General features: G+C 71.8%; 24 protein-coding genes. 12 read left to right on the top strand and 12 right to left on the bottom strand.

Features of this window, described 5'->3' with window-relative positions:
• Positions 1 to 10: 10 nt before the first annotated feature.
• Entirely contained in the window at positions 11 to 967 is a 957-nt protein-coding gene (locus HS041_RS34290) for a mechanosensitive ion channel family protein (protein WP_196444992.1), read from the bottom strand.
• 485 nt (positions 968 to 1,452) lie between these two features.
• On the bottom strand, positions 1,453 to 1,632 hold the full coding sequence (locus HS041_RS38985; RefSeq protein ID WP_230880077.1) for a hypothetical protein: 180 nt from the start codon (positions 1,630 to 1,632) through the stop codon (positions 1,453 to 1,455).
• Between the two features lie 475 nt (positions 1,633 to 2,107).
• Between HS041_RS38985 and HS041_RS34300 the strand changes: the two genes are divergently transcribed.
• The 5 genes from HS041_RS34300 to HS041_RS34320 all read left to right on the top strand — a co-directional run bounded on the left by HS041_RS34300 (position 2,108) and on the right by HS041_RS34320 (position 8,303).
• The gene (locus tag HS041_RS34300; protein ID WP_307845589.1) at positions 2,108 to 3,649 is read left to right on the top strand and encodes an NsdA family TPR-like regulatory protein; all 1,542 of its coding nucleotides are present in this window, start codon (positions 2,108 to 2,110) and stop codon (positions 3,647 to 3,649) included.
• On the top strand, positions 3,646 to 4,140 hold the full coding sequence (locus HS041_RS34305; RefSeq protein ID WP_196444995.1) for a GNAT family N-acetyltransferase: 495 nt from the start codon (positions 3,646 to 3,648) through the stop codon (positions 4,138 to 4,140). Before HS041_RS34300 ends, HS041_RS34305 begins: the two co-directional genes overlap by 4 nt.
• Positions 4,141 to 4,312: 172 nt before the next feature.
• Positions 4,313 to 6,196 carry a tetratricopeptide repeat protein gene (locus HS041_RS34310; protein WP_196444996.1) on the top strand — a complete coding sequence of 628 codons (1,884 nt, stop codon included), beginning with the start codon at positions 4,313 to 4,315 and terminating at the stop codon, positions 6,194 to 6,196.
• Between the two features lie 332 nt (positions 6,197 to 6,528).
• Positions 6,529 to 7,146, top strand: a complete 618-nt coding sequence (locus HS041_RS34315) for a TetR/AcrR family transcriptional regulator (RefSeq protein WP_196444997.1) — start codon at positions 6,529 to 6,531, stop codon at positions 7,144 to 7,146.
• Entirely contained in the window at positions 7,143 to 8,303 is a 1,161-nt protein-coding gene (locus HS041_RS34320) for an FAD-dependent monooxygenase (protein WP_196444998.1), read from the top strand. The genes HS041_RS34315 and HS041_RS34320 overlap by 4 nt, the downstream gene beginning before the upstream one ends.
• Here HS041_RS34320 and HS041_RS34325 read toward each other — a convergent pair.
• From HS041_RS34325 to HS041_RS34335, 3 genes are all read right to left on the bottom strand, one after another.
• On the bottom strand, positions 8,287 to 8,745 hold the full coding sequence (locus HS041_RS34325) for an NUDIX hydrolase (protein ID WP_196444999.1): 459 nt from the start codon (positions 8,743 to 8,745) through the stop codon (positions 8,287 to 8,289). The genes HS041_RS34320 and HS041_RS34325 overlap by 17 nt on opposite strands.
• Positions 8,746 to 8,836: 91 nt before the next feature.
• Positions 8,837 to 9,469: a DUF47 domain-containing protein gene (locus tag HS041_RS34330; protein WP_196445000.1), complete on the bottom strand. Its 633-nt coding sequence runs from the start codon at positions 9,467 to 9,469 to the stop codon at positions 8,837 to 8,839.
• Positions 9,466 to 10,404: an inorganic phosphate transporter gene (locus HS041_RS34335; RefSeq protein WP_196445001.1), complete on the bottom strand. Its 939-nt coding sequence runs from the start codon at positions 10,402 to 10,404 to the stop codon at positions 9,466 to 9,468. Before HS041_RS34335 ends, HS041_RS34330 begins: the two co-directional genes overlap by 4 nt.
• A 286-nt stretch (positions 10,405 to 10,690) precedes the next feature.
• Here HS041_RS34335 and purU point away from each other — a divergent pair, with 286 nt between their 5' ends.
• The 3 genes from purU (at position 10,691) to HS041_RS34350 (ending at position 13,256) form a co-directional block, all read left to right on the top strand.
• Positions 10,691 to 11,542 (top strand): formyltetrahydrofolate deformylase, encoded by an 852-nt coding sequence (gene purU, locus HS041_RS34340; protein WP_196445002.1) that lies wholly within the window; start codon positions 10,691 to 10,693, stop codon positions 11,540 to 11,542.
• Positions 11,543 to 11,781: 239 nt separating this feature from the next.
• Entirely contained in the window at positions 11,782 to 12,336 is a 555-nt protein-coding gene (locus tag HS041_RS34345) for a sigma-70 family RNA polymerase sigma factor (protein ID WP_196445003.1), read from the top strand.
• Positions 12,333 to 13,256, top strand: coding sequence for a maleylpyruvate isomerase family mycothiol-dependent enzyme (locus tag HS041_RS34350; protein WP_196445004.1), 924 nt, complete (start codon positions 12,333 to 12,335; stop codon positions 13,254 to 13,256). Before HS041_RS34345 ends, HS041_RS34350 begins: the two co-directional genes overlap by 4 nt.
• 36 nt (positions 13,257 to 13,292) lie before the next feature.
• Here the strand turns inward: HS041_RS34350 and HS041_RS34355 are convergent, their stop codons facing one another.
• The 3 genes from HS041_RS34355 to HS041_RS34365 all read right to left on the bottom strand — a co-directional run bounded on the left by HS041_RS34355 (position 13,293) and on the right by HS041_RS34365 (position 17,779).
• Entirely contained in the window at positions 13,293 to 14,648 is a 1,356-nt protein-coding gene (locus HS041_RS34355; RefSeq protein WP_196445005.1) for a methyltransferase, read from the bottom strand.
• 175 nt (positions 14,649 to 14,823) lie between these two features.
• Positions 14,824 to 15,645, bottom strand: a complete 822-nt coding sequence (locus HS041_RS40290) for a helix-turn-helix domain-containing protein (protein ID WP_196445006.1) — start codon at positions 15,643 to 15,645, stop codon at positions 14,824 to 14,826.
• 52 nt (positions 15,646 to 15,697) lie between these two features.
• On the bottom strand, positions 15,698 to 17,779 hold the full coding sequence (locus HS041_RS34365; protein ID WP_196445007.1) for a prolyl oligopeptidase family serine peptidase: 2,082 nt from the start codon (positions 17,777 to 17,779) through the stop codon (positions 15,698 to 15,700).
• A gap of 317 nt (positions 17,780 to 18,096) precedes the next feature.
• Here HS041_RS34365 and HS041_RS34370 point away from each other — a divergent pair, with 317 nt between their 5' ends.
• The 3 genes from HS041_RS34370 to HS041_RS34380 all read left to right on the top strand — a co-directional run bounded on the left by HS041_RS34370 (position 18,097) and on the right by HS041_RS34380 (position 19,781).
• A complete protein-coding gene (locus tag HS041_RS34370; RefSeq protein ID WP_196445008.1) occupies positions 18,097 to 18,606 on the top strand; it encodes an HNH endonuclease in 510 nt (169 codons plus the stop codon).
• Between the two features lie 43 nt (positions 18,607 to 18,649).
• Entirely contained in the window at positions 18,650 to 19,471 is an 822-nt protein-coding gene (locus HS041_RS34375; protein WP_196445009.1) for a GNAT family N-acetyltransferase, read from the top strand.
• 100 nt (positions 19,472 to 19,571) lie between these two features.
• On the top strand, positions 19,572 to 19,781 hold the full coding sequence (locus tag HS041_RS34380; protein WP_196445010.1) for an FmdB family zinc ribbon protein: 210 nt from the start codon (positions 19,572 to 19,574) through the stop codon (positions 19,779 to 19,781).
• 122 nt (positions 19,782 to 19,903) lie between these two features.
• Here HS041_RS34380 and HS041_RS34385 read toward each other — a convergent pair whose 3' ends face one another.
• The 3 genes from HS041_RS34385 to HS041_RS34395 all read right to left on the bottom strand — a co-directional run bounded on the left by HS041_RS34385 (position 19,904) and on the right by HS041_RS34395 (position 23,308).
• Positions 19,904 to 20,389, bottom strand: coding sequence for a helix-turn-helix transcriptional regulator (locus HS041_RS34385; RefSeq protein ID WP_196445011.1), 486 nt, complete (start codon positions 20,387 to 20,389; stop codon positions 19,904 to 19,906).
• Positions 20,390 to 20,525: 136 nt separating this feature from the next.
• The gene (ilvD, locus tag HS041_RS34390) at positions 20,526 to 22,364 is read right to left on the bottom strand and encodes a dihydroxy-acid dehydratase (RefSeq protein ID WP_196445012.1); all 1,839 of its coding nucleotides are present in this window, start codon (positions 22,362 to 22,364) and stop codon (positions 20,526 to 20,528) included.
• A gap of 155 nt (positions 22,365 to 22,519) precedes the next feature.
• Positions 22,520 to 23,308: a nuclease-related domain-containing protein gene (locus tag HS041_RS34395; RefSeq protein WP_307845590.1), complete on the bottom strand. Its 789-nt coding sequence runs from the start codon at positions 23,306 to 23,308 to the stop codon at positions 22,520 to 22,522.
• A gap of 248 nt (positions 23,309 to 23,556) precedes the next feature.
• On the opposite strand from HS041_RS34395, the gene HS041_RS34400 reads away from it, so the two are divergent.
• Complete coding sequence (locus HS041_RS34400) at positions 23,557 to 24,978, top strand: amidase (RefSeq protein ID WP_196445014.1); 1,422 nt, start codon at positions 23,557 to 23,559, stop codon at positions 24,976 to 24,978.
• A gap of 55 nt (positions 24,979 to 25,033) precedes the next feature.
• Here HS041_RS34400 and HS041_RS34405 read toward each other — a convergent pair whose 3' ends face one another.
• A complete protein-coding gene (locus HS041_RS34405) occupies positions 25,034 to 25,990 on the bottom strand; it encodes a hypothetical protein (protein WP_196445015.1) in 957 nt (318 codons plus the stop codon).
• Positions 25,991 to 26,031 lie beyond the last annotated feature (41 nt).

Genomic DNA, 26,031 nt, shown 5'->3' on the forward strand with positions numbered 1-26,031 from the left:
CTAGGCGACGTCAGCCGGCGATCGTGATGGACGCCCGGTCCAGGGCGGCCTTGACGCGCAGGCGGATCTCCCGGGCGACCTGGGCCTGGCAGGACGGGATCGTCTTGGCGCTGATCCGGAAGACGATCGCGGTGTCGGAGATCTGCTCGATGCCCCAGACCTGCGGCTCCTCGACGATGACGATGTCGCGGTATTCGGGGTCCTCCCAGATCTCGTCGGTCACCTGGCTGAGGAGCTCGCGGACCGCGGGGACGTCGGCGGTGTAGGCGACCGGCACGTCCACGGTCGCGCGCGACCAGCCCTGGGACTCGTTGCCGACACGGGTGATGGTGCCGTTGCGGATGTACCAGACCCTGCCGTCGACGTCGCGCACGCGGGTGATGCGGAGGGTGACGGCCTCGACGGTGCCGCTGGTGGGGGCGCCGACCGCGGCGCCCACGTCGATCACGTCGCCCACGCCGTATTGGTCCTCCAGAAGCATGAACATGCCGGCGATGAAGTCCTTGACGAGCTCCTGGGCACCGAAACCGACGGCCACGCCCACGATGCCGACGCTGGTCAGCAGGGGGGCGATCGGGACGGAGAGCCGCTCCAGCACGGTCAGGGCCGCGGTGCCGACGATGACGATCGAGGCGACGGGCCGCAGCACCGAGCCGATGGTCTCGGCCCGCTGCCTGCGCCGCTCGGCGGCGACGGCGTCGAGCCCCTCGGGCTGCACGGTCTGCCTGCCGCGCAACCGCCCGGCGATCGAGCTCCCGGTGCCGGAGGACGCACGCCGTACCACCCGTGTGATGAGGCGGTGAGCCACCTTCCTGAGGATGAGGGCGATCGCCATGATGAGCACGATGGCGATCAGGCCCGCGATCACAGGCGCCCAGGTCGCGGGCAGGAAGGAGTACACGATGTCGCAGAGTACGTCACTCTCGCCGCCGCCGCCCTTACATGCGTTGCTCAGTCCTTGGCTCATCTGCGTGGTGAAGTCCAGGATCGACGTCGTGGGTGTCGGCGACGGCGAGGGGGCCGGACTCAACGAGGGCGTGGGAGTAGGGCTGGGGGACAGCGGGAACACGGAGAGAATCCTCCCGGATCGGTTCGGTCGGCTGTGGGATCACGTCATCGACACGACCCATACTGCCGACCGAACCGGCCGTCGTCACATCACGCCGGGGAAGACGGGGACATCGGGACCCGGGGCCGCGGGGGGCGAGTCCTGACGCTCCGGTGACGTCCGGCACGGACGGGACACACACCCGGAAGCATGTCCCGTGCCGTTTCCGCGGGGAGTTCTCCCCGCTCACCGTCCGACGAGATCGGACGGCGGTCTGTGTTCGGAGCCGACGGGGTGTCCAGCGTCCGGGGACGCTCCGCACCGGTCACCCCGTCGGCTCCGCTGAGCCGCGGTGGACGCGGTGAGCCTGGACGGCTGCGCTCCGTCCGGGATCACCGCCTGTCTCACTCCCCCACCGCGGCGAGTACGCGTGCGACCTTGGTCGCGGCTCCGGCGGGGTCCTCCGCCGTGTGCATCCGCTCGCCCCAGGACCACCAGTAGTACCAATCCGGATGGCTGGGAACGGCGGCCTGGGCTCGGCAGGTGACGTTCTCCGCCAGGCTGGTCGCGTTCGGGTTGATCACGCGGACGAAAACGCGACCCGTCCGGGTCCGCACCACCCGAGCGTGAAGCCCACGTGCGTCAAGTTCTGACACCAAGCGCTCCAGGTGCCCGAAGTCGTCTTCCTGCACCTCTTTCCCTCCTTTTGATGTTGCCTGCCCTGATTCGTGTCTTTTCCGCTGTGCGAATCAGTGCTGGTTGGCCAAAGATGACTCACCGTGGCCCACGGGTCAACGGCGCGGATAGGGGGGTCAGGGTGGACGTTCTCCCAAGTAGGTTGAAAGAAGCAGTCCGGGGGGAGACGATCCTTAGCCGAAGGCTCTATTCGCGGGTTCCGGTTGAGCCAAAGGTGGTCCATCATTCTCGGTAGGCGCAGTGCGACGTGAGAGTCACACTGAGTCAGCGGGAGAGGACCGGTCGGGACATAGTGAGCCAGCCCGCCCAGCTGGTCACGAGAGAGGGGCCGGTATGTCCGGCAGGCAGCACAGAGAAACAGAGTTGGCGCGGCAGATCCGGGCTCGAGGCCTGGCTGCGGGACGCTCCTCGGCCCAGATCGCCGAGGAGATCCACGAGAAGTGCGGTCCCCAGTTCGGGACCTCGCGGATCAAGGGTCACCGTCTCGCGCACGGCATCGCTCTCGCAGATGTCATCGAGCAGGTCAGGGCACTGTTCGAGCGTGACGCGAAGCCGGCGCCGGGCATCGGGGAGACGCTTCTGTCGGCGTACGAGAGCGGGCTGAAGCGGCCCGGCCCCGAATATCTGCACTACCTGTGCACCGTCTACCGGGTGGAACCGGTCGCCCTTGGATACGAGGGCCCGTGCATCTGCGGCCACGGCCACAAGATGCCCGGTGTCGTCCGAGGCGATCTCCAGGAGGGAAAACCCGACACTTCCCCCGATCCGCACGAGTTGCTGACCAGGCAGGTCGGCGGCAAGTCCTCTGCGGACGGGGGTGAGGAGGACGAGAACGTGCTACGGAGAACGCTTTTGGGTCTGCTGGCCGGTGGCGCTGCCACGCTGGACGGGCAGGTGCTCGGATCGGTGGAGAGCATACGCAGGAGGATGGACGACACCTTGGTGTCGGCGACCGTCTCGCCCGCCATGCTCGACCAGTGGGAAGAGGCCACCGTCGGATTCGGCCGCCAGTACATGAACACACCGCCGCTCCGGCTGCTCTGCGACGTGCTGCTGGAGTTCAGTTCCGTCCGCAAGGCCATGGAGCGGCGGCAACCGGTCGACCTGCAGGAGCGGTTGTGCCGCATGGCGGCCCAGCTGGCCGGCCTGAGCGGGATGATCATGGTCAATCTGGGTGACCACCGGATGGCCCGGTCCTTCTTCCGGACCGGAAGGACGGCGGCGGACGAGACGGGCGACCGCGCGCTGCGCGCCTGGGTCACGGCCAGGGAGGCGCTGGTCCCGCTCTACTACGGTGACCCCCGCGAGGCGCTCAACCTCGCCAAGAAGAGCCGTGACATGGCGGGCCAGACCCCGTGCGCGGCCCAGGCGATGGCACCCGTGGTCGAGGCCCGGGCGATCGCGATGATCTCGGGCGCGGGCAAGAAGGACGCCGTCGACCAGGCCAAGCGGGCGCTCTCCAGGGCCAGGGCGGCGTTCTCCCAGATGCCCGCCGTCGACCAGGAGGACCTGGCCTTCGGCTACACCGAGCGCCAGCTCTACTTCCACCAGGGCGACGCTCTGGTCAGGCTGGGGCAGGCGATGGAGGCCGACCTCATCCTGGAGCAGGCGCTCACCAAGTACGCTCCGTCCGACTGGCTCGACCCTGCGCTCATCAGGTTCGACCGGGCCAAGTGCAAGGTGATCGAGGGCGACCTCGGCGAGGCGCTGGCGATGGCGAAGGACGCGATCGTCGGCCTGGGCGAGGGGTGCCGCCCCGACATCCTCGTGCGGCGGGCCCTGGAGGTGGCCAAGCTCATCGAGGCCAAGGCGCCCGACTACCCCGGTCTCAAGGACTACCTTGAGACGGTGCACGCCGCCCCGGCGGTCGAGCCCGTGGGGCTGAGGGACTTCGATCCCGTATGAGTCGCTTCGAGATCAGACGTTATCGCTGGTCTGACCTCGAATCCGTCTGGGCGCTGCACCAGATCTGCCTCGCTCAGGTCGGGCTGGCGCCGGGCGACGGGGTCTGGTACGACGACGACTTCCCCCGGATCAACGAGATCTACCTGGCTGATCGGGGGGAGTTCCTCGTCGGAGAACGCTCCGGGGGGCGGGTCGTGGCGATGGGCGGGATCCGCCGGATCGACGATGAGAGCGCCGAGATGTGCCGTCTGCGTGTCCATCCGGAGTTCCAGCGACGCGGGTACGGCGCCCGGATGGTCGCGGCTCTCGAGACCCGGGCGATCGAGCTGGGTTATCTCCGGCTCAGGGGGGACACCACGCTGAATCAGCCGGCCGCGATCGAGCTCTACCGGAAGTACGGCTGGCGCGAGATTCGCAGGGAAGACCGCAGCGGATGTGTCGTGATATATGGCGAAAAAGAGCTGGTTGAGGCGATGTCGACCTCGCCTTAAGGGTCTGGAATACCAGACTTTTCCTTTATCGGGCATTGCGATCTGATGGAACGGAAGAATACTTGTTCTTCAGACCCGTTCCTTGGTCAGGGGCTGCGATGAAGAAGATCCTTGTCCGTAAACCCGGTACCGCCAGGCTCAACGGTGCCTCCAGCGTCATCCACAAGGGGTGATGGAACGTTCCCGGCCGAGCGGAGCGCTTCCCCCTGCCCGTCCGCCATGGCTCGTGGTGGACGGGCACCGATGGTCACGCGGGCCCTACACCGTCGGCGGCGCCCTGCTGCGGGCGGTCGTCCCCGAGGCTCTGCTGAGGATCCCCCACCGGGTCGCCGAGCACGACATCGAGATCCGGAGCGTGGCACCCGACCTGCGAGATCGGGTGGCCGCGCGAAGGGAGACCGTGGAGGCGCGGATCGAGGACGCCGAGCGCATCCTCGTGCCCGCGCCTCGCCGTACGCTCCGGCTCGCCAACGGGGTGGCGGAGTTCCTCCGCGACTGCCTGCCCGGCTGCCGCCCGCCGGGCTCGGCCGAGCCACTCGCGCTGGTGGTGGAGAACGCCCACGAGCTCGACCCGACCGACCGTGAGCTGCTCGCGATCCTGGGCAGGCGGGTGGAGCCCGAGCTGCTGGCCGTGGTGCTCCGGTCGTCCGGGCCGCCGCCGGACCGGTTCGGCGGACGGGCGGCCGACCCCGCGGAGCGGGCCCGGCTGCACGACCTGCGCGCCGACGAGCTGGAGGCCGGCGGCGAGTTCTCGTTCCGGCTGGGGGCGGTCCCCTTCCACCGCGAGCGCGGGGCCGACCCGCGGGGAAAGGGGGTCCGGGCGCTCTGGACCGCCGTCGACCACTGCGTGCAGGAGGGCTTCCTGGACGCGGTGGCCGAGCTGGGCCCGCGCGGCCTGCGCCTGGCCGAGCCGGGCTCGGAGCTGTGGTGGTGCTTCACCCAGCGTACGGCCACCGCCCTCGGGGCCCTGAACCGGCAGGAGGAGGCCCGCGATCTCTACGAGCACGCCCGCCGTACGAGCCAGGACCCCGTCGTCCACGCGGCCTGCGCGTACGGCACGGCCATGCTCGACGCCCGCCATCCGGATCCGGCGCGGCGGGATCTGGAACGTGCCACCGGATGGATCAACCAGGCCGTCGCCATCTCCACGATCCTGCCCGACCGGCGCGAGCGGGCTTTCAAACTGGGCTTCGACCGCAACGGCCAGGCGCTCATCGAGATGCGCCGGGGACGGACGGACCGGGCGCTCGTCCTGGTCGAGTCGGCCATCGGGCTGGCCCAGGCGGAGCTGGCGGACCGGCATCCGGTGCACCGCATGGTGCTGCGCGCCAACCGGGGACGCCTGCTCGCCGAGCTGGGCCGTACCAAGGAGGCGCTGGAGGAGTACACCGCGGCCATCGCCATCGATCCCTTCTTCGCCGACCACTACCTGGACCGGGGCAATCTGCTGCTCTCGGTGGGGCAGGCGGAGGAGGCCCTGGCCGACTACGAGGCCGCGATCAGGGTGAGCCCGCCGCTGCCCGAGGCGTACTACAACCGGGCCGAACTCCACCTCTCCCTGGGCGAGCTGGAGGCCGGCCGGGTGGATCTGGACCGCGTGCTGGAGCTGGACCCTGACTTCCTGGACGCCTACGTCAACCGGGCGGGCGTGCTGGCGGTGCTGGAGCGCGAGGCCGAGGCGCGGGCCGACGTCGAGGCCGGTCTGGCGCTCGATCCCGGCAACCCGCACCTGCTGACCGTGCGCGGGCAACTGGACACCGAGGCGGGACGGTTCGAGGAGGCCGCCGGGGCCTTCGACGCCGCGCTGGAACGGGCCCCCGGCCTCGGCGCGGCCTGGGCCAACCGGGGGATCCTGCGCTACCGGACCGGTGACCTCGGGGGTGCGGTGGCCGACCTGAGCCGGGCGATCGAGTTCGGGGAGAGCGCCGAGCTGTACTTCAACCGGGCCATGGTGCTGCGGGAGCTGGGCAGGGCGGAGTCCGCCGAGGGCGACCTGCGCCGTGCCCTCGTCCTGGCCCCCGGCGACGCGGAGATCCGGGCCGCGCTGGGCGGCTGACGTCCTCCGCTCCGGGCGCGGGCTCGCGCGGACCGGAGCCGTGGGGCGGGAAGAACCGGTCTTCCTCTGGAACCGCGGTGTTCCGTGGGGGAAAGAACCTCTCCTCCGAGGGAAGACAGCCCCCTGCCGGGAGAGGATTTCCCCCGACTCTTCCGGGTGTGGTTTTTTCTCCCGGATCCGGGGGCCTCTTCCCGGGCGCGCGGGGTGAGGATTCTTCCCCACGGGAGGAGATAACCCACTCCTGGTGTGGCGTGTCTTGTCCTGGTGGGGAGGGTGCCGGACTCGGGGTCCGATGGTTGACTCTTGCTGAACAAGTGTTTAATGTACTGAACATGCGTTCAGTACATGATGATCTCACCGCCCGGGCCGTCATCCGGGACCGAGCCCTGGAGCTGTTCGCGGCTCAGGGGCCGGACGCGGTGACCGTGCGGCGGATCGCCGCAGCCGCCGGGGTCTCTCCCGGGCTCGTCATCCACCACTTCGGGTCCAAGGAGGGACTGCGGGCCGCCGTCGACGAGCACGTGGCCGGGGTGTTCGACGGCCTGTTCGCCCGGGCCTCGGCGGGTGAGCTCGACGTGGCGGACGGAGCCTCCCTCGCGGAGGCGTTCCTGGGGCAGTTCCCGCCGGGTTCGCCGGTTCCCGGCTATCTGCGCCGCCTGTTGCTGAGCGGAGACGCGGCCGGGACCGAGATCTTCCGCCACTGGTTCGCGGCCAGCCGGGCGATGACCGAGACGCTCGTCGCGCGCGGCCTGCTCGCGCCGGGGCGTGACCCGGAGGTCCGCACGGCCTTCCTCATGGTCAACGACCTGGTGCCGCTGCTGCTGCGAGACCAGCTCGCAGACGTGGTGGGCGTCGACCCCCTCGGCCCCGAGGGCGCGGTCAGGTGGGCCGAAGGGGTGCTGGACATCTACCACGGCGGACTGTTCGGCACGGAAGGAGAGCTCGCATGAAGGTCCTGATCTGCGGTGCCGGGATCGCCGGCCTCACCCTGGCCTGGTGGCTGCGGCGCGGCGGCGCCGAGGTGACGATCGTCGAGAAGGCGGCCGGGCCGCGCAGCGACGGTTACATGATCGATTTCTTCGGTTCGGGGTACGACGTGGCCGAACGGATGGGCGTCCTCGGCGAACTGCGGGAGATCGCCGCCGACATCGTCGAGCTCGTCTACACCGACCCCCGCGGCAGGCGGGCCGGTGGCCTGCGCTACGCCTCCGCCAGGGCGGTGCTCGGCGGCCGGGTGCTCAGCCTCATGCGGGGCGGCCTGGAGTCGGTGCTGCGCTCGTGCCTGGACTCCGGTGTGGAGATCCGGTACGGCACCAGCGTCGCAGCCGTCCGGGACGTCCCCGGCGGGGTGGAGTGCGAGCTGACCGACGGGACGGTGAGCCGGGCCGGCCTGCTGGTGGGCGCCGACGGCATCCACTCCGCGGTCCGCGGCCTGGTCTTCGGCCCCGAGGAGCGTTACCTGCGCCCGCTGGGCTACCACACCGCCTCCTACCTGCTGCGGGACACCGGGCTGGCCGAGGAGGTCGGCAGGCGGGCGGTCCTGGTGAGCGTGCCGGACCGGCAGGTCGGGATCTATCCGACGCGGGACGGCGCGCTGGCCGCCTTCCTCGTGCACGCCTGCCCGGAGACGGCCCTGCCCGCCGATCCCCGGGCCGAGATCGCGGCCCGTTACCCGGGCATGGGTGAGCTGGCCGGCCGGGTGCTGTCCCACTGCCCGCAGGATCCCTACTACGACTGCGTCGCCCAGATCCGGATGCCCCGCTGGAGCAGGGGCCGGGTCGTCCTGCTCGGCGACGCCGCCCACGCGGTCTCGCTCATGGCCGGGCAGGGCGCGTCGATGGCGATGGGCGGCGCCTACACGCTGGCCGTCGAACTGCTCGGCGCGGACACCGAGGCGGCACTGGAGCGCTACGAGCGGCGGATGCGCCCCTTCGCCCTCGGCAAGCAGGAGAGCGGCCGCACCGCCGCGGGCTGGATGGTCCCGCACCAGGCGTGGAAGATCGCCGTGCGCAACCGCCTGTCCGGCCTCGCCGAGCTGCCCGGCGGCGGCGCGGTCATGGGCCGCGCCTTCAGGCGGTTGAGCGAGAGCGTCATCCCAGCAGCGTGAGCCGGGAGACGACCGAGAGCAGGTCCGGCGGCTCCAGCGGGTCGGGCAGGGCGGCCATCTCCTCCGGAGAGAACCAGCCGGACCCCCGGTAGGCGCTGTCCTCCTCGGTGGTGAGCGCGCCGGGATCCACCTCGGGCGTGCCGCCGAACCTGGCGAGGTAGAACCGCTCGGTCTTGGCGTAGCGCACGCCGAGCCAGGTGAACTCCCGCCGCACCGGCACCCACCGGTCCAGCACCGCCCCGCCCGGCAGACCGGTCTCCTCGGCCAGCTCCCGCCGGGCGGCCTCCAGCGGCGTCTCGCCCGGGTCGATCCCGCCGCCCGGCGGCTCCCACAGGGTCCGCCCGCTCACCGCGTCGTGCCAGCACATCAGCAGCACCCTGCCCCGGCCGTCCACGCAGACCACCCGCGCCGCGGGCCGGTCGTTCACCTCACAGTCGCCCATAGGCCGGGGAGGCTACCACCCGCCGGAAACGGGCTCGCACGCCGCCGAAGGGAACGCGGAGCCGCGGTGGACGCGCCGGCCGGCCACCGGCTCAGCGCTTCATCGCACCGTCGGCGATGGCGTCGGCGGCCTCGCCGATCGCGATTCCGACGATCTCCAGACGGCGGACCAGCTCGCGCTCCTTCATGGTCTCGGCGGTGATCTCCCCCGAGAAGATGCGGGCGATCTCGTACTGGTACATGCGCTGGAGGGTGCCGCTGACCTTCTTGACCTCCAGGGCGTCGTTGCTGACCACCGAAGGGCTGGAGGCCAGGTCACGCACGGCGGTCTCCAGCGCCTCGATGCCGACGATCACCTGGTCCAGCATCGGGGCGAAGCGCCCCTGCTCGCGGACCCGGTAGAGGTGCGACTCGCGGACGAAGTCGCGCAGCGAGTCCAGGATGTCGTCGATCGAGCGGGAGAGGCGGAAGATGTCCTCGCGGTCGATCGGGGTGACCAGCGAGCCGGACAACTCCTCCACCAGCCGGGCGCGTTGGATGTCGCCCTGATGCTCGATCTCGCGCATCTCCTCGTGCGCGTCGGCCCTGCGGGTGTCACCGCCGATCATCGCGATGGCCAGCCAGGCGCCCTTCTTGGTCGCCTCCAGCTGACCGATCAGCGCCTCGGCGAGCGCGCTGTCCATGTGGCCGGTCATCAGGTCACGGACCCTGCGCAACCGTTTCACGCGATCACTCCTCTGACGATGAGCGCCGCCGCCGCGGCGAGCATCCCGCTCACCGGCAGCGTCAGCATCCAGGCTAGAACGATCTTCATGGCGGCGTGCCAGCGCACCCGTCCCGAGCTGCCGGCCATACCCGCCCCGATCAGGGCCCCGGCGATGGTCTGCGTCATGCTCACCGGCGCGCCGATCGCCGCGCAGCCGAGGACGGCGGTGCCGGTGGACAGCTCGGCGGTCACTCCGTGCAGCGGGCGTGAGGCGATGATCTCGCGGCTGAGCAGGCGGCCGGCGCGCGGCAGGCCGTACACCGCGCCGGCGCCGAACAGCCCGGCCATCGCCACACAGGTGGACAGCGGGGCTCCGGAGAAGCCCAGCGAGAGCATGAAGACGGCCAGCATCTTCTGGCCGTCGTTGGCCGCGTAGGCCAGGCACTGCAGGGTGAACCCGGCGCGGTGCCACTGGCGAAGCGCGCGGCCGCGCGCCAGCCGGGCCAGCAGCAGGCTCACCGGGACCGCCAGCAGCGCGCCGACGAACGGCGCCGCCAGCGCGGCTCCGAGCACGAACAGCAGGCCTCCGTAGGAGACCGGCACGCCCCAGCCCAGGTCGGCGCCGGTGAGGGCGCCGACGACGGCGAGGGTCAGGCTGGTGGGCCGCCCCCGGTTGCTCAGGAACATGACGACGGCCAGCGCGGAGAGCACCGCGACGGTCATGACGACCTGGCCGTCCGGGCCCTCCATGGTGGCCAGCCGGGTGGTGAAGGTGAGGGCGACCTGGTGGGTCACCGGGGGCACCACCGCGACCGCGACCATCATCATGAGCACGCCGGTCACCGGCCGGATGCTGGGGATCTTCAGCCCGGTCGCGAGCAGCGCGCCGCCGTCGTTGATCCCGGTGATGACCGCGAAGAGCCCGGCGAGTGCCGTCAAGGCGATCGAGCTCACGGTCCTCCATCTCGGCCGCACGCCGGGCGCCCGGCGGGACCGGTCCGGCAGGGCGCCCACGGCGGGCGGCGGCCGGGCCGGCGGCGGTGGTCCGCGGCGCGTTGACACCGGCATATGTACCCAAGATCGAGTAAATGATGGGTGCGAAGCCCTTCCCGACGGGTCCCCGGCCGTCCCTCGCCCGCGACCATGCGGACGGACCGGAGGTGGTGGCCGCCGGAACGCTGTACCCTGCCCAGACCGGCCTCACGGCACCGTACGATCCGACCTCTCCGAGGGTGAAGGCATGAGTTCCGCCGAGTATGTTCTGACCCTGTCCTGTCCCGACCGTCCCGGCGTGGTCGCCGCCGTCTCCGGGCTGCTCGCCGGGCGAGGTTGCAACATCATCGAGAGCCAGCAGTTCGGCGACCGGGCCGCGGGGCGGTTCTTCATGCGCGTGCAGTTCTCCGCCTACGTGCCGGCCGACGAACTGCGCGCCGCCTTCGCCGTCCTGGCCCCGGAGTTCGGCATGGACGTCACCCTGCGCGACACGGCGGTCAAACCGCGCGTGCTCATCATGGTCAGCAAGTACGGCCACTGCCTGAACGACCTGCTCTACCGGGTCCGCTCGGGCCTGCTGGACATCGAGATCGTCGCCGTCGTCTCCAACCACCCGGACCTGCGCCCGCTCACCCAGTCCTACGGCATCGACTACCACCATCTGCCGATCACCCCGGAGAGCAAGCCGCGGCAGGAGGCGGAGGTCCTGGCGCTGGTGGAGCACTACCGGGCCGACCTGGTGGTGCTCGCCCGCTACATGCAGGTGCTCTCCGAGGACCTCTGCGAGAAGCTCGCCGGGCGGGCGATCAACATCCACCACTCGTTCCTGCCGTCGTTCAAGGGCGCCAAGCCGTACCACCAGGCCCACGCGCGGGGGGTGAAGCTGATCGGCGCCACCGCCCACTACGTCACCTCCCACCTGGACGAGGGCCCGATCATCGAGCAGGAGGTCGCCCGGGTCGACCACAGCCACTCCCCGGAGGACCTGGCCGCCATCGGCCGGGACATGGAATGCGTCGCTCTGGCCCGGGCGGTGAAGTGGCACGCCGAGCAGCGCGTGGTGCTCGACGGCCACAAGACCATCGTCTTCCCACGCTGAGGTCGTCCGGATCCTCGGCGCGGCCGCGGGCATCCGGACCGGGGCCGGGGGCGAATGACGGGTGGCCGCTCCACCGCCCCCTCGTCCCCGGCACCGGAGGAACCCGATGCGAAGGCTTCCCCTGATCGTGTGCACCGTGCCGTACGGCACAGCCGCCTTGGCGTCCGTTCTCGCCCTCCACATTCCCATCGGATGATGACAAGCTCGGATTCCGGACGACTTATCGGGAGTGTGGTGCCATGGAGGCACCTGTCACGGACGACCGCCTGCTGCACCAGCGGGTCGTGGGCGGGGAGGAGGCGGCGCTGGGGGAGATCTACGATCGCTTCGCGTCGCTGGTCTTCGGCCTCGCCGTACGGGTCACCCGGGACCGCACGGCCTCGGAGGACATCACCCAGGAGGTCTTCATCACCTTCTGGGAGCGACCTCTCGCCTTCGACCCCGACCGGGGGACGCTGCGTGCCTGGCTGGCCACCATCGCCCACCGGCGGGCGGTCGACCACGTCCGCGCGCAGGAACGCCGCAAGGCGTCGGTGCTCGGCCCGCGGCTGGTGGAACCGGAGCCGGAGAGGCTGGAGGACGCGGTGCTGTCCCGGCAGGAGGCCGACGGCGTGCGGCTGGCGGTCGGGAAGCTGCCCGACAACCTCCGGGAGGTCATCGAGCTGGCCTACTACCGGGGACGCACCTACCGCCAGGTCGCCGAGGAGCTCGGCCTGCCGGAGGGCACCGCCAAGTCGAGGATCAGGCTGGGGCTGCGCAGGCTCGCCGACGCGCTGGCCGAGGAGGGCGCATGAACAACGATCCGACCCGTCGCCTGTATCTCGACGCGCTGGCGGAGTCGCTGGAGGAGATCGCGGTGGAGGCGCCGAAGGCCTCGCTGCGCCCGCTGACGCTCACCGCGGCCCGTGTCCGCCGCCGCCCCGCCGCCTCGGTCTCGGGCTGGACGGCGCCCTTCGCCGGCCGGATCGCGGCCATGGACGCCCTGCTGGGCGAGGTGGGCGAACAGGACTGGGGACGGGAGACCGTCGAGGGCTGGACGCTCCAGGAGCTGCTGGCCCACCTCGCGGCCAAGGACGGGCTGGTCGCGCTCTCGGTGGGCGCGCCCGTCCTCGGTCCGCCGGTGACCGTGGACGAGGCGCTCGCCAGGACCGCGGAGCTGCAGGAGTACGAGCGCCGCCGGGTGCCGGAGCAGACCCGCCGTGACTGGCGGGCCCAGGCCGACGCACTCTGCCGCCACCTGGCCCCCCTGGCGCCCGGCGCCCCGGTCGAGGTGAGCGGGTTCACCCTGCCGGCCCGCGACCACCTGCTGGCCAGGGCGCTGGAGACCTGGATCCACACCTCGGACGCCGCCGGCGTGGCGGGGCTGCGGGTCCCCGATCCCGTCCCGGAGCACATCACGGCCACCGCCGACCTGTGCGTACGGCTCATGCCCCTCACCATGCTGGCGAGCGGGCATGAGGTGCCCGAGGGCCGGGCCGTACGGCTCGTGCTGACCGGTCCCGGCGGCGGGCGCTGGCACGTGCCGCTGCACCCCGGCGGGCGGGCCGCGCGAGGCGACGGCCCGGCCGACGCGACGGTCACCTGCGACGTGGTCGAGTTCTGCTTCCTGGTGGGAGGCAGGGCAGCGCCCGCCGGACTCGCGGCCGAGGTGGAGGGGGACCCCGGCCTCGCCCGCGACCTGCTGCACGCCGCCCCCGCGTTGTCCGGCCCCTGACGCCGGCCGGAGCCGGTCGCCGGGGACCGGGGGTCCTCAGGGCCGGGCGGAGATCATCCGCAGCTCGGTCTCGGGGAACGGCCCGGTGACCGTCACGGAGCCGAACCCCGCGCCGGTCAGGAGCGCGCGGAACTCCGCCTCCGTGCGCTCCCTGCCGCCGGTGGCCACCAGCATGTTGATGTCGCTCATGACGATCCCGGTGGCCGCCGGCGAGTCGATGCGCTCGGGCAGCACCGGCTCCAGGACCAGCAGGGTGGCCTGCGGGCCCATCGCCGCGTGGCAGGCGCGCAGGATCGCGGTCGCGCGTTCGTCGTCCCAGTCGTGGATGACGCTCTTGAGGAGGTAGGCGTCGGCTCCCTGCGGCACCGCTTCGAAGAAGTCGCCGCTGACGGTCTCGCACCGGTCGCGGAGACCCGCCAGGTTCCGCTCGGCCTCCGCCAGCCCGCTGGGCAGGTCGAAGAGCACTCCTCTCAGGTCCGGTACGGCACGCAGGATCGCCGACAGCAGGGTTCCGTCCCCGCCGCCCACGTCCACCAGCGTCCCGAACCGGGCGAAGTCGAAACCCGCGATGATGCCCGGCGCGACCCTGCGGGTGTTCTCCGACATGGCCCGGTTGAAGATCGCGGACCCCTCCGGGTCGCGAGCCGTCCACTCGAACGCCGGGAAGCCGGTGACCCGCTCCCAGGTCGGCTCCCCGGTCCGGACGCTGTCGATCAGCAGGCCCCAGCTCGCCCACAGGTCGGGCCCGCAGATCAGCCGGGCCATCGCGCGGAACGACCCCGGGGAGCCGTCCTTGAGCAGGTCGCCCGCCTCGGTGAGCGTGAACCGCCCGGGCACGGTCTCGGTGACCAGTCCGAGGCAGGCCAGTGCCCGCAGCAGCCGGCGGAGCGAGGGGGCGTGGGTCCCGGTCGCGGCGGCGAGCTCGGCGGTCTCACGCTCACCGCCGGCCAGGTGCGCCGCCAGGTCGAGCTCGGCGGCGACGTAGAGGATCTGGGCGGGCATGTAGCTGGAGATCAGCTCCCACGGGGAGCCCTTGGGTGCCGTGGTGGGTTGATATGTCCCGAAATACCAGATGTTGCCCTCGATGTCCTCGCACGCGTACTCACGTGAACCGTACGACTGGTCCGTCAGCTTCATCGTGATCCGGGCCCCCGCCGCCACGGCCCTGTCGTGGTGGGCGTCCGGGTCGTCCACGGCGACGTAGACCCCCGGCCCGCCCGGCTCGCCCGGTCCCAGCATGACCACGCCGGTGCCGACGAGCAGCTCGGCGTGTTTGACCGCGCCGTCGTCCCCTTTGGAGACCTCGTGGACCTCGAACCCGAACGCCTCGGCCAGCCAGTCGATCGCCGCGCCGGGGTCCCGGTAGCGGGCCAGGGGGTGAACCGTTCCCATTGTCGTCTCCCTCCGTATGGATGAGCCCACGATCTCCCGGCGCCGGGCCCGCGGGCTTGGACGAATCTGACCCGCTCGCTCCTGGCGGACCCCCTTGCCCCCGGTGCCCGACCTGTCCTTTCCCGGTACCGGAGGCCTGAAGAACCCGACCGCAGGATCCGACTCGGCCGGCGGCTCATCCGGAGACGGCGATGGGTCTCTCCGGCCAGAGCCCGGCCAGCTGCCGGGGCGTGGTCCCGGCCATGGCCCGGAAGTCGCGGCTCATGTGGGCTTGGTCGTAGTAACCGCAGGCGGCGGCGGTGTCGGCCGCGGGCAGCCCGGCCCGGAGGCGGGCGGCGGCGTGCTCGAAGCGCATCACCCGGGCGACGGCCTTGGGGGACATCCCGATCTGGTCGTGGAAACGGGAGACCAGGTGGCGGTGGCTCCACCCCAGCTCGCCGGTGAGCTCCGCGATCGGGAGCGCGCCCCGGGCGGCGCGGAGCCGCTGCCAGGCCCAGCGGACCCGTGGGTCGGGATCGGGGGCGGCGTGGATCCGCCGGGTGAGCAGGGCGTCCAGGAGCGCGAGCCGGTCGTGCCGGCCGGGGGTGGCGGCCAGCCGCTCGACGGCGGTGCCCGCCCACGGGCCGAGCACGTCGTCCAGGGAGAGCACCCGATTGGCCAGCTCGCTCATCGGCAGGCCGAACAGCCGCCGCGCGCCGAGCGGGGTGAGGTTGACCTGCACCCCCTCGGCGACCCCGGCCGTGGTCGTGTCGACGTAGGTGGTGTGCAGCCCTCCGGCGAAGGAGGCCAGCCGCCCCCGCGTGCCCGGCCCGCTCAGTCCGAGCGGCTCACCGAACCCGAAGATCACCACCACCCCGGCGAACGGCGGCTGCCGACGCGTCAGCGGCTCCTCGTAGCGCTCGGTGTAGGCCGTCAGCTCTGTCACGTAGGGGCGCAGGAAGGCGCCCGGCCTGCCCTCGACGGAGGTCAGGCCGCCGGTCGCGGCGGTGTCGTCCACGATCCGACGATAACCACCGCGACCGACGTTCTCCCCTGGCCGTCCTCCCGGGTCAGGGGATCAGGCCGGTGTGGCGGGCGAGGAAGGCGAGCTGGTCGGCGGCGAGCTCGACGCTCTTGCTGACCGCGCGGGCGCCGTGACCGGTCTCGGCCTCGTTGCGCAGCAGGATCGGCCGGTCCGTGCCCGCGGAGGACTGGGCGTGCTGCAGGGCGGCGCACATCTTCCAGGCGTGCAGCGGGTGCACCCGGGTGTCGGACTGGAAGACGGTGAACAGCGTCGCCGGGTAGGAGACGCCCTCCCGGACGTGGTGGTAGGGGGAGTAGGACCACAGCCAGGCGAACTCCTCGGGCTCGGCGGCCGAGCCGTACTCGACGTTCCAGGTCGCGCCGAGGCCGAAGAGCTCGTAGCGGACCATGTCGAGCAGCGGGGCCGAGCAGACCACCGCGGCGTACAGTTCGGGGCGCTGGGTGAGGGCCGCGCCGACCAGCAGGCCGCCGTTGGAGCCGCCGGAGATCGCCAGCATGGACGCGTCGGTGACGCCGGTGGCGATCAGGTGCTCGGCCGCGGCGTGCAGGTCGTCGAAGACGTTCTGCTTGTTGGCGAGCATCCCGGCCCGGTGCCAGTCCTCTCCCTGCTCGCCGCCGCCGCGCAACTGGGCGATGGCGTAGACGCCGCCCGCCTCCACCCAGGCCAGGATCGAGGCGGAGTAGCCCGGGGTCATCGAGAGGCCGAACCCGCCGTAGCCGTACAGGATCGTCGGGCGGGGGCCCTCGGTCCCGGGCTGGGAGATGACCAGCATGTGCACCTCGGCGCCGTCGGCCGAGCGGTAGACGACCTGCTCGGTGGCGACGGCGGGCACCTCGACCGCGCCGGGCGAGGCGGCCCACAGGGTGGTCTCGCCGGTGCGGGCGTCGTAGCGCTGGATGCTCGGCGGGGTGGTGTTGTCGGTGTAGCCGAACCAGGCCTCGTAACCGCCCTCGGGGCGCTCGCTGATGCCGCCGATCGTGCCCAGCCCCGGGGTCGGCACCGAGCCGATCCGCTCGCCGGTGCGCAGGTCGTGCACGGTGATCTCGCTGATCGCGTGGCGGGTCCAGCCGACGAGCATCACCGGGCGGTCCAGGTCGTCGAGGATCGCGAAGTCCGAGAGCACGGCCTCGGGGTCCTGCGGGATCAGGTCGCGCCAGTGCTCGGCCTGCGGGGTGGCGGGGTCGGTCACGCAGATCCGGGCGCGGGGGGCGTCGCGGTCGGTGAAGACGTAGAACAGCCCGTCGCGGCCGAAGGACAGGCCGGTCTGGGCGTCCACCCCCTCCTGGACGACGACCAGCTCCGGGGCCTCGGGGGAGGACGCGTGGAGGTCCGCGACCCACAGGTCGTTCCGGGGGGCGGTGCCCCGGGAGGCGGAGATCTGCAGCCACCGGCCGTCGCGGGAGACCGAGACGCCGTAGTAGTTGGTCTTCTCCATGCCGTCACCGAAGATCAGGACGTCGTCCTCGGTGGAGGAGCCGACGCGGTGCAGGTAGACCCGGCGGTGGAACTGCTCCTCGCCCTCGGGCACCTCCAGGGCGGGCAGCCTGCGCACGTAGTAGAACGCCTCACCGCCGGGGAGCCAGGCGACGGGGGAGTAGCGGCACCGGTCGATCGGTCCCTCGATCCGGGCTCCGGTCGCGATGTCCATCAGGTAGAGATTGGACTCCTCGTCGCCGCCGACCGAGATCTGGTAGGCCAGCAGGCGCCCTTCCTTGTCGGGCTGCCAGGCGTCGAGGGTGGTCAGGCCGGTCGGGTCGAGCTCCATCGGGTTCAGCAGCGCCTGCTCGGCGCCGTCGGGGTCCACGGTGTAGAGCACGGCGTGCTCCTGCTCCGGAGTGCGCCGCATGAACAGCTGCCGCCCGCCCCGCCAGGCCGGGGCCCCGACCGAACCGGAGCGCAGCAACTCGGCGACGCGTGCCCGGAATCTCTCACGTCCGGGAAGGGCACCCGTCTCGGCGGCGAACAGGGACTCCTGCGCCGCCAGCCACTCCTTGGCCGCCGGATCGTCGGGGTCTTCCAGCCAGCGGTAGGGGTCGGGGACGGGAATGCCGTGGAGGTCGTCGACGACGTCGTCACGGCGGGCGGGCGGGTACGGCTGTCGCGTCATGGCTGGAACCCTATGACCTCCGGCCGGTGGCGTGGCGCCCATCGGGCGACGGCGTCCGGCCAGGTCCTGGCAGGAGTGAAGAACCGGTAATGGGGGAATAAAGCACACCAGGAGTCCCACCAGTCATTTATGGGTGGCGGGCACGCCGACGCAGAAGCCAAACTTGGTCCAGGACGGTGCCGTGGTGACCATCCGCTGGGCCGTCCGGCGGAGGTCATCGTGACGGAAGCGACCGGGTCCCAGGAGGGGCCGCCAACCGGGGCACACGAGGTCGTGCCCCCTGTCCAGACGCGACGCGCGCCGGGAAAGGCACGCTGATGCGTCAAGTCCTGCTGCTCAATGCCACCTACGAACCCCTGACCACCCTCTCCCTGCACCGGGCCGTCGTGCTCGTGCTCAGGGAGAAGGCCGACGTCGTCCACCGCGACGGGCGGGGTGCCGTGCTCCGCTCGGCCAGCCGCACGCTCGACGTGCCGTCGGTGATCAGGCTTCGCCGCTACGTCCGCATCCCCTACCGGTCGCGGATTCCGCTGACCAGGACCGCTCTGATGCGCCGGGACGACTACCGGTGCGCCTACTGCGGCCAGCGGGCCGAGACCATCGACCACGTGATCCCCCGCTCGCGCGGCGGAACCCACACGTGGGAGAACTGCGTGGCCTCCTGCACCACGTGCAACCACCGCAAGGCCGACCGGTTGCTGGAGGAACTGGGGTGGACGCTGAACGTCGCCCCGGTGGTGCCACGGGGCGTGCACTGGCGGCTGATCGGCGCGCACGTCGTCGGCGATCCCCAGTGGGCGCCCTACCTGGCGGAGAAGGCGGCCTGAGACCCGTTCGCCCCGGCGGGGCCGGTGTCGGCACAATCGGTGCATGACATGGACCTTCACCTCGGACGTCGAGGTGTTCGCCGGGGCGGCGGAGCCGTGGCTGCTGCGCGATCCCGTCCGCAACACCGTCGCGTTGACGGTCATGCGCGGGATCCGCTCCGGCGTCTACAGCGACGACCTGCTGCTGGGCTGGCTGGAACGGGACGGAGAGACCGTCGCGGCGGCGCTCCAGACGCCGCCGCGCGGACTCCTCCTGCCCGACATCCCCGCCGGGACCGTGCAGGACCTCGCCACCGCGCTGATCGAGGCCGAGCGGGTGATCCCCGAAGTGCAGGGACCGCTGGACCGGGCCGAGGCGTTCGCCTCCGCGTGGTGGCGGCCCGAGCGCAGGCGCACGTCCGAGCGCCTCTACCGGCTGGAGGACCCGGCGCCGCTCCGGCGGCCCGTGGCCGGATCCTCCCGTACGGCGACCGCCGGCGATCATGACCTGCTCGTGAAGTGGTTCGCGGACTTCCACGCCGAGGCGCTGGACGGTCCCCCGGAGGAGCGGAGCGCGCTGGTCTCCCTCCGGGTCGGCAGGGAGGAGCTGGTCCTGTGGGAGGACGGCGGCCGTCCGGTCGCGTTCGCGGGCTTCTCCTCACCGATCGCCGCCATGTCGCGGATCGGCCCGGTCTACACGCCGCCGGAGTTCCGGGGCAGAGGGTACGGCGAGGCGGTCACACGCGCCGCGACCCACCGGGCACTGGACGGGGGCGCGACCGAGGTGGTGCTCTTCACCGACCTGGCCAACCCCGTCTCCAACTCGGTCTACCAGGCGGTCGGCTATCGCGCGGTCGCCGACTACGCCTCCATCGCGTTCGCCTGAGGGGTCTTTCCCGGGCGCCCCGGGGACTCCGAGGCGCCCGGGCCCGGGATCCCCCCACCGCCCAGGCAACGGCAGCCGCCCGTCTGGGTAATCTGGTGGCATGCCGCGTTATGACTTCCGCTGCCGCGCCTGCGGGTCCACTTTCGAGCTGTCGCGCCCGATGGCGCAGTCCGACGAGCCGGCGGCCTGCCCGGCCGGTCACGACGACACCGTCCGGCTGCTGTCCACGGTCGCCGTGACCGGGGGTGCCGCCGCTCCCCGTCCCGCCGGTGGCGGTGGGGGTTGCTGCGGGGGAGGCTGCTGCGGCTGACCGGCCGTTTCGGGAGGGGCGGCGGCCGGGAACCACGGTGTTCCGGGCCGCCGCGGAGTGCGTGACGCTCCCGGCGGGAGGGACGGCGCGGACGCGTCCCGGTCGCCGGAGGCTCCGGAGTGTTATGCCGCGCGCTTGCCCTGGAAGGGCAGGAAGCCCTCGGGCCGGTGGGCGCGCGCGGGGACGAACGTCGGCTCGGTGGCGATGATGCGGTCGAACCGGAAGGCGCGGATCGCGCCGCGCATGCGGCACATCCCCACGAGATACCAGTGTTCGCGGTGGACCATGCAGGTCACCGGATCGACGTCGCGCACGGTGACCCGGCCGGAGACGTCGCGGTAGTGCAGGCGGATCACGAGCCGTGAGGTGATGGCGCTCGCGATGGTCCTGGCCCGGTCGGCGACCGGGGCGGGAAGCGGGGCGGTCAGGGTGGACAGAGTGGTGGTCACGACGTCGTCCTCGAGCTCCAGGTGCTCGAAGGCGTGCCGGAGACCGTGCCGGGCGGCGTCGGCTTGGGGGCCCGAGCCCAGATGCGCGAGGGAGAGGGCGAGGGCGGCGATCTCGGCGGTCGTCAGGGGGCTGGCGGGGGACTTCACGACGTTTGCCATACCTCAAGAATAGGTCCCGGCACCGACATTTTTCGAACAGAGATACCGGATTCTCAAGACTGTGACTCCGCGGAGACACGCCGCGGCACTCGCCCGCGCCGGTGGTTCCGGCACGGGCGAGCGGTGACGCGGGCCGCTATCGGGAGAGCTGGGACAGGTCCCGGGAGGCGCCGGTGGAGGCCGAGGTGGTCAGCGCGGCGTAGGCCTGGAGCGCGGCGGTCACCGGGCGGTGGCGGTCGCGCGGGCGGTAGCCGCCAAGGTCGGCCAGGAGCCTCTCGCGGCGGACGGCCAGCTCCGGCTCCGCCACCTTCAACCCGATCGAGCGGCCCGGGATGTCGATCTCGATGAGGTCGCCGTCCTGGACCAGGGCGATGGTGCCGCCCTCGGCCGCCTCCGGGGAGGCGTGGCCGATGGACAGGCCGCTCGTGCCGCCGGAGAAGCGGCCGTCGGTGATCAGGGCGCAGGCCTTGCCCAGCCCCTTGCCCTTCAGGAACGAGGTCGGGTAGAGCATCTCCTGCATGCCCGGGCCGCCCTTGGGGCCCTCGTAGCGGATGACCACGACGTCGCCTTCCTTGACCCGGTTGTTCAGGATGCCCTCGACGGCCTCCTCCTGGGACTCGAAGACCACGGCGGGCCCGGAGAACCTCCAGATCGACTCGTCGACTCCGGCGGTCTTGACGATGCACCCCTCGACGGCGATGTTGCCGTAGAGCACGGCCAGGCCGCCGTCACGGGTGTAGGCGTGCTCCATGTCGCGCACGCAGCCGCCCTCGCGGTCGAGGTCGAGGGAGTCCCAGCGGGCCTCCTGGGAGTAGGGCTTGACGGTGCGGACGTTACCGGGGGCGGCGTGCCACAACTCCAGCGCCTCGGGCAGCGCCTTCGGCGAGCGCACGTCCCAGGCGTCGAGGTAGTCGCCCATCGTGCCGCCGTTGACGGTGTGCGCGTCGCGGTGGATCAGGCCGCCCCGGTCGAGTTCGCCGAGGATGGCGGGGATGCCGCCGGCCCGGTGGACGTCCTCCACGTGGTACTTGTCGGTGGCGGGGGCGACCTTGCTCAGGCACGGCACCCGCAGCGAGATCTCGTTGATCTCCTTGAGGCCGAAGTCGACCCCGGCCTCGCGGGCCGCGGCGAGGATGTGCAGGATCGTGTTGGTGGAGCCGCCCATCGCCACGTCCAGCGCCATGGCGTTCTCGAACGCGTCCTTGGTCGCGATGCTGAGCGGCAGCACGCTCTCGTCGTCCTGCTCGTAGTAGCGGCGGGTGATCTCCACCAGCTTCCGGCCCGCGTCCTGGAACAGCTTCTTGCGCGCCTTGTGCGTGGCCAGGATGGTGCCGTTGCCGGGCAGCGCCAGGCCGATGGCCTCGGCCAGGCAGTTCATGGAGTTGGCGGTGAACATGCCGCTGCACGAACCGCAGGTCGGGCAGGCGTTCTCCTCCATGGCCAGCAGATCGGCGTCGGAGACGCTGTCGTCGGCGGAGGCGATCATCGGGTCGATCAGGTCGAGCTTCTTGCCGGGCATCTTGCCGGCCTCCATCGGCCCGCCCGAGACGAAGACCGTGGGGATGTTGAGCCGCATCGCGGCCAGCAGCATGCCCGGGGTGATCTTGTCGCAGTTGGAGACGCAGATCATCGCGTCGGCGCAGTGCGCGTTCACCATGTACTCGACCGCGTCGGCGATCAGCTCGCGGCTGGGCAGGGAGTAGAGCATGCCGCCGTGGCCCATCGCGATGCCGTCGTCCACCGCGATCGTGTTGAACTCGCGCGGGATCGCCCCCGCCTCGCGGATCGCCCCGGCGACGACGTCGCCGACCTCGCGCAGGTGGACGTGCCCGGGGACGAACTGGGTGAAGCTGTTGGCCACGGCGATGATCGGTTTGCCGAAGTCGCTGCCGGCTACGCCCGTCGCCCGGAGCAGGGCCCGGGCTCCGGCCATGTTCCTGCCGTGAGTGACCGTACGAGACCTGAGGGCGGGCATGATGCTTCTCCCATCATCGACACCTGGTCTTCAAATGGTACGGGCAGCGCTCGCCTGGTGAGACCCGGCGTCCACTCGCCGGACGCGGACCCCTGCGGACATGGAGACGCCCGGCGGCGGGGCCACCGGGCGCGGGAACGAGGAGGGCCGGAGGGTCAGCGTTCGGACGAGACCCGCTGGGTGTTGCGGGAAGGGCGGGCGGAGGTGTCCTGCGCGGAGGGTTCGGGGTAGCGCGCGGGCAGGACCCGCTCGGCGATCTCGTAGATCCGTTCGATCTCGGCGTCGGTGAGCGACCGCTCCCGCTTGGTGATCCACTTGCGGACGTGGCCGCCGTCGAAGACGTCGACCCCCCGGACGTTGAGGACCCTCCACGGGACGGCGGGACCGTAGATCGCCAGGGACGGGATGATCACGATCTCGCGCCCGAGTGCCTCGCCGATCAACTGGGAGGCCCGCTCGGCCTCCCACAGGGCCTCGTCGAGCCGGGCCTTCTGCGAGAACGGGCCGAGGAACAGCTTGCGGTGGGACATGGCGCGGACCGGGAGCCGCTTGTCCCACTTCTCGGAGTCGACGGCGTAGACCCCGGTCGGCCCGACGACCAGATGGTCGATCTGGGCCTCGCTGTCCGGGATCGCGCGTGCGTGCAGGGTGCGATAGCCCCTGCGCTCGAGGCCCTTCAGCTGGGCCTCCGTGCGCCGTTCCGCGACCGAGGCGCGCCGCCACGCGGGCACCGTCGAGTGTGAGCGGGCCCGCACCACCACGTCGGCGATCGCCGCCAGGACCGCGGCGGTGACGCCCGCGCGCCAGCTGAGCAGCAGGAAGCCCACGACCACTCCCGCGACGACCGCGACCAGCAGGCGGCGTGCCAGCGGGCGGTATCGGGGATGCCTGAGCAGGCTCAGCAGGGAGACGCGCTCGACGGATGCGTGCGTAGACGCGGGCACGGCCGGACGAGCCGTCGGCCGTTTGTCGGTCGGGCCCTCGCCGGCCCAAATCGGTGACGTAGTGTTACCGTCTTCTGGCACCTGACCGGAATCCACGTGACTCACCGTAGCTGACCTTTAAAGAGGGTGCCTAGTACTCCACAACTCACACTTTTGTGACCGCCGTCATCCGCATGGCAGCGCGAGGAAGGGGGTATCTATACACATCTCTCTAGATAACCCCGCCGACTCCGCCTACTGTGCGGGACGTGGCTCACATACACGATCTTACCGCTCTGGAGCAGGCGGCGGCCGTACGTCGCAGGGAGATCTCGCCGGTCGAGATCGCCGAGCACTACCTCGACCGCATCGCGCGGCTGGACCCCCAGGTCGGGGCCTACGTGACCGTCACTCCCGAAATGGCGCTGGAACAGGCGCACAAGGCCGAGGCCAGGGCGCTGGCGGGAGAGGACGGCTCGCCCCTCCTCGGGGTGCCCGTCCCGATCAAGGACCTCAACCTGGTCAAGGACGTGCCGGTCCACTTCGGCTCGGCGACCTACGACGACTTCGTCGCCCCGGTGGACGACAGCGTGGTCGAGCGGCTCAGGGAAGCCGGGACGGTCATGCTCGGCAAGACGGCCACACCCGAGTTCGGCATGCCCTGCTACACCGAGACCTCCGTCTCGCCGCCGACCCGGACGCCGTGGGACCTGTCCCGGTCGGCCGGCGGGTCCAGCGGCGGGGCCGCCGCCGCGGTCGCCGCGGGGCTGGCACCCGTCGCCCAGGGCAGTGACGGGGCGGGCTCGGTCCGGATCCCCGCCTCGGTCTGCGGGCTGTACGGCATCAAGCCCACCCGGGGCCGGATCAGCTTCGCCCCGATCATCCCCGACCTGGCGGGGCTGTCCACCAACGGCCCGCTGGCCAGGACCGTCGCCGACGCCGCCGCGCTGCTCGACGTGATGGCCCACAACAACCCCGGCGACCTGTACCACGCGCCGCCGCCGGAGCTCGGCTCGTTCACCGCCCACGTCGGCCGGGACCCCGGCCGCCTGCGGATCGCCCGCTACGCCGAGCCGCCGGTCCCCGGCGCGGTGGTGGACCCCGAGGTGCTCGCCGCCTACGAGCACGCCTCGGCGGAGCTGGCCGCCCTCGGGCACGAGGTGGTCGACATCGCGCCGCCGTTCTCGGCCGACCTGGTGCCGCAGTTCGTCACGCTCTGGTACGCGTTCGCCTGCATGCACCCGGTGGACCTCACCAAGCAGGACCGGCTCCGCCCGCTGACCGCCTGGCTGCGCGAGCGCGGCTACGCCACCCCGGCGCCCGACTTCCTGCAGGCGCAGTCGGCGCTGCAACTGGCCACCCGGTTCGGCCTGCTGGTGACCAACGAGTACGACGCGGTGCTGACCCCGACCGTCACGGCCCCGCCCCGGCCGGTGGGCTGGTTCGAGGAGGGCGCCGACCCGGAGGAGACCTTCGAGCGGATGAAGCGGTTCGCCGCCTTCCCCGCGATCTACAACATCAGCGGTCAGCCCGCGGTGAACCTCCCTCTGTACTGGACGGCCGAGGGACTGCCGATCGGGGTCATGCTGGCCGGGCGGTTCGGCGACGAGGCCACGCTGATCTCGGTCTCCGCGCAGCTCGAGGCGGCCGGGGGCGGCTTCTGGGGCGATCTGCGGCCGGCGGCCTGGTGAGCCGCGGCGTCCCGGCCCGGGCCCGGGCCGGGACGCCGCGGCGGGAGAGGCGGGCTCATCCCGTCCCGGCGCGCAGGAGCGTCTCCAGATGGGCGGCGATGTCGGCCAGCAGGGTCGACGGGGCGACCGGGGCGGCGGCGACCGCGGAGAAGAGGGCGGGCAGGCCGGGCAGCGGGAAGCCGTCCTCCTCGGCGGCGGCCTCGCCCACCTCGGTCTTGCCCAGGACGAGCCGGCTGCGCTGCCAGGCGTCGAGGACCTCCTCGGGGGAGGGCACGCCGAACCCGTGCCCCACCGGGGCCGCGTGGCGCAGCCGTACCAGCGGGGTGTCGGCGAAGGCCAGCGCAACCCGCGCGCGCAGCGCCAGGTCGTCGCCGCGGCCCGGCTCCACCCAGTCCATCGCGGCGCACGGGTTGCGGCAGTCGGCGACGCACGTGGCCAGTGCCCCGGCGACCTGGCTGTGCTGCCGGTCGAAGTAGGCCCGCCAGCCCGCCGCAGGTTCCCCGGCCACCCGGAGGGTCCGGTTGGCGGCCGACTGCTCGGCCTTGGTGTGGTCGCACTCGCGGTCGCCGATCACGCCGAACCTGCTGCCCGGGGCGGTGAGCCCGGCGGGCCAGCGGACCGGGTCGCCCGCGTGGCCGAGCGCGGGTTCGAAGGCGAGCAGCGGGAGGTATTCGCTGGCGATGTGCAGGGCGGCGACCATGGGGCTGAGCTCGCGCCGGTTCCAGCGGATCTCGATCACCTCGAGCAGCAGCCCGTAGGCCGGGCGCAGCGACTCCAGCGCCCCGCGTGGCTGCTCCCTGGGGGTCTGGGGCATCGTGCACGCCCGGGCGCGCCGCCGCAGCGCGGGCGGCACCTCCCGCGCCTCGACCGCGAAGTCCTCGGCGTCGAGGGAGAGCAGGCGCTGCCCGAACTCGCAGACCGACGCGACCTCCGGGTCGTCGGTGAGGGCCTCCAGGTCGGCGAAGGCGTGCCGCCGGGCGAGCATGACGAGCAGGTCCTGTACCGAATCCACGATCAGACGATATCCGTGATCGCATCTTCACGTTCCCCGGC

The sequence above is a fragment of the Planomonospora sp. ID67723 genome, assembly GCF_015711605.1.
Classification (GTDB): domain Bacteria; phylum Actinomycetota; class Actinomycetes; order Streptosporangiales; family Streptosporangiaceae; genus Planomonospora_A.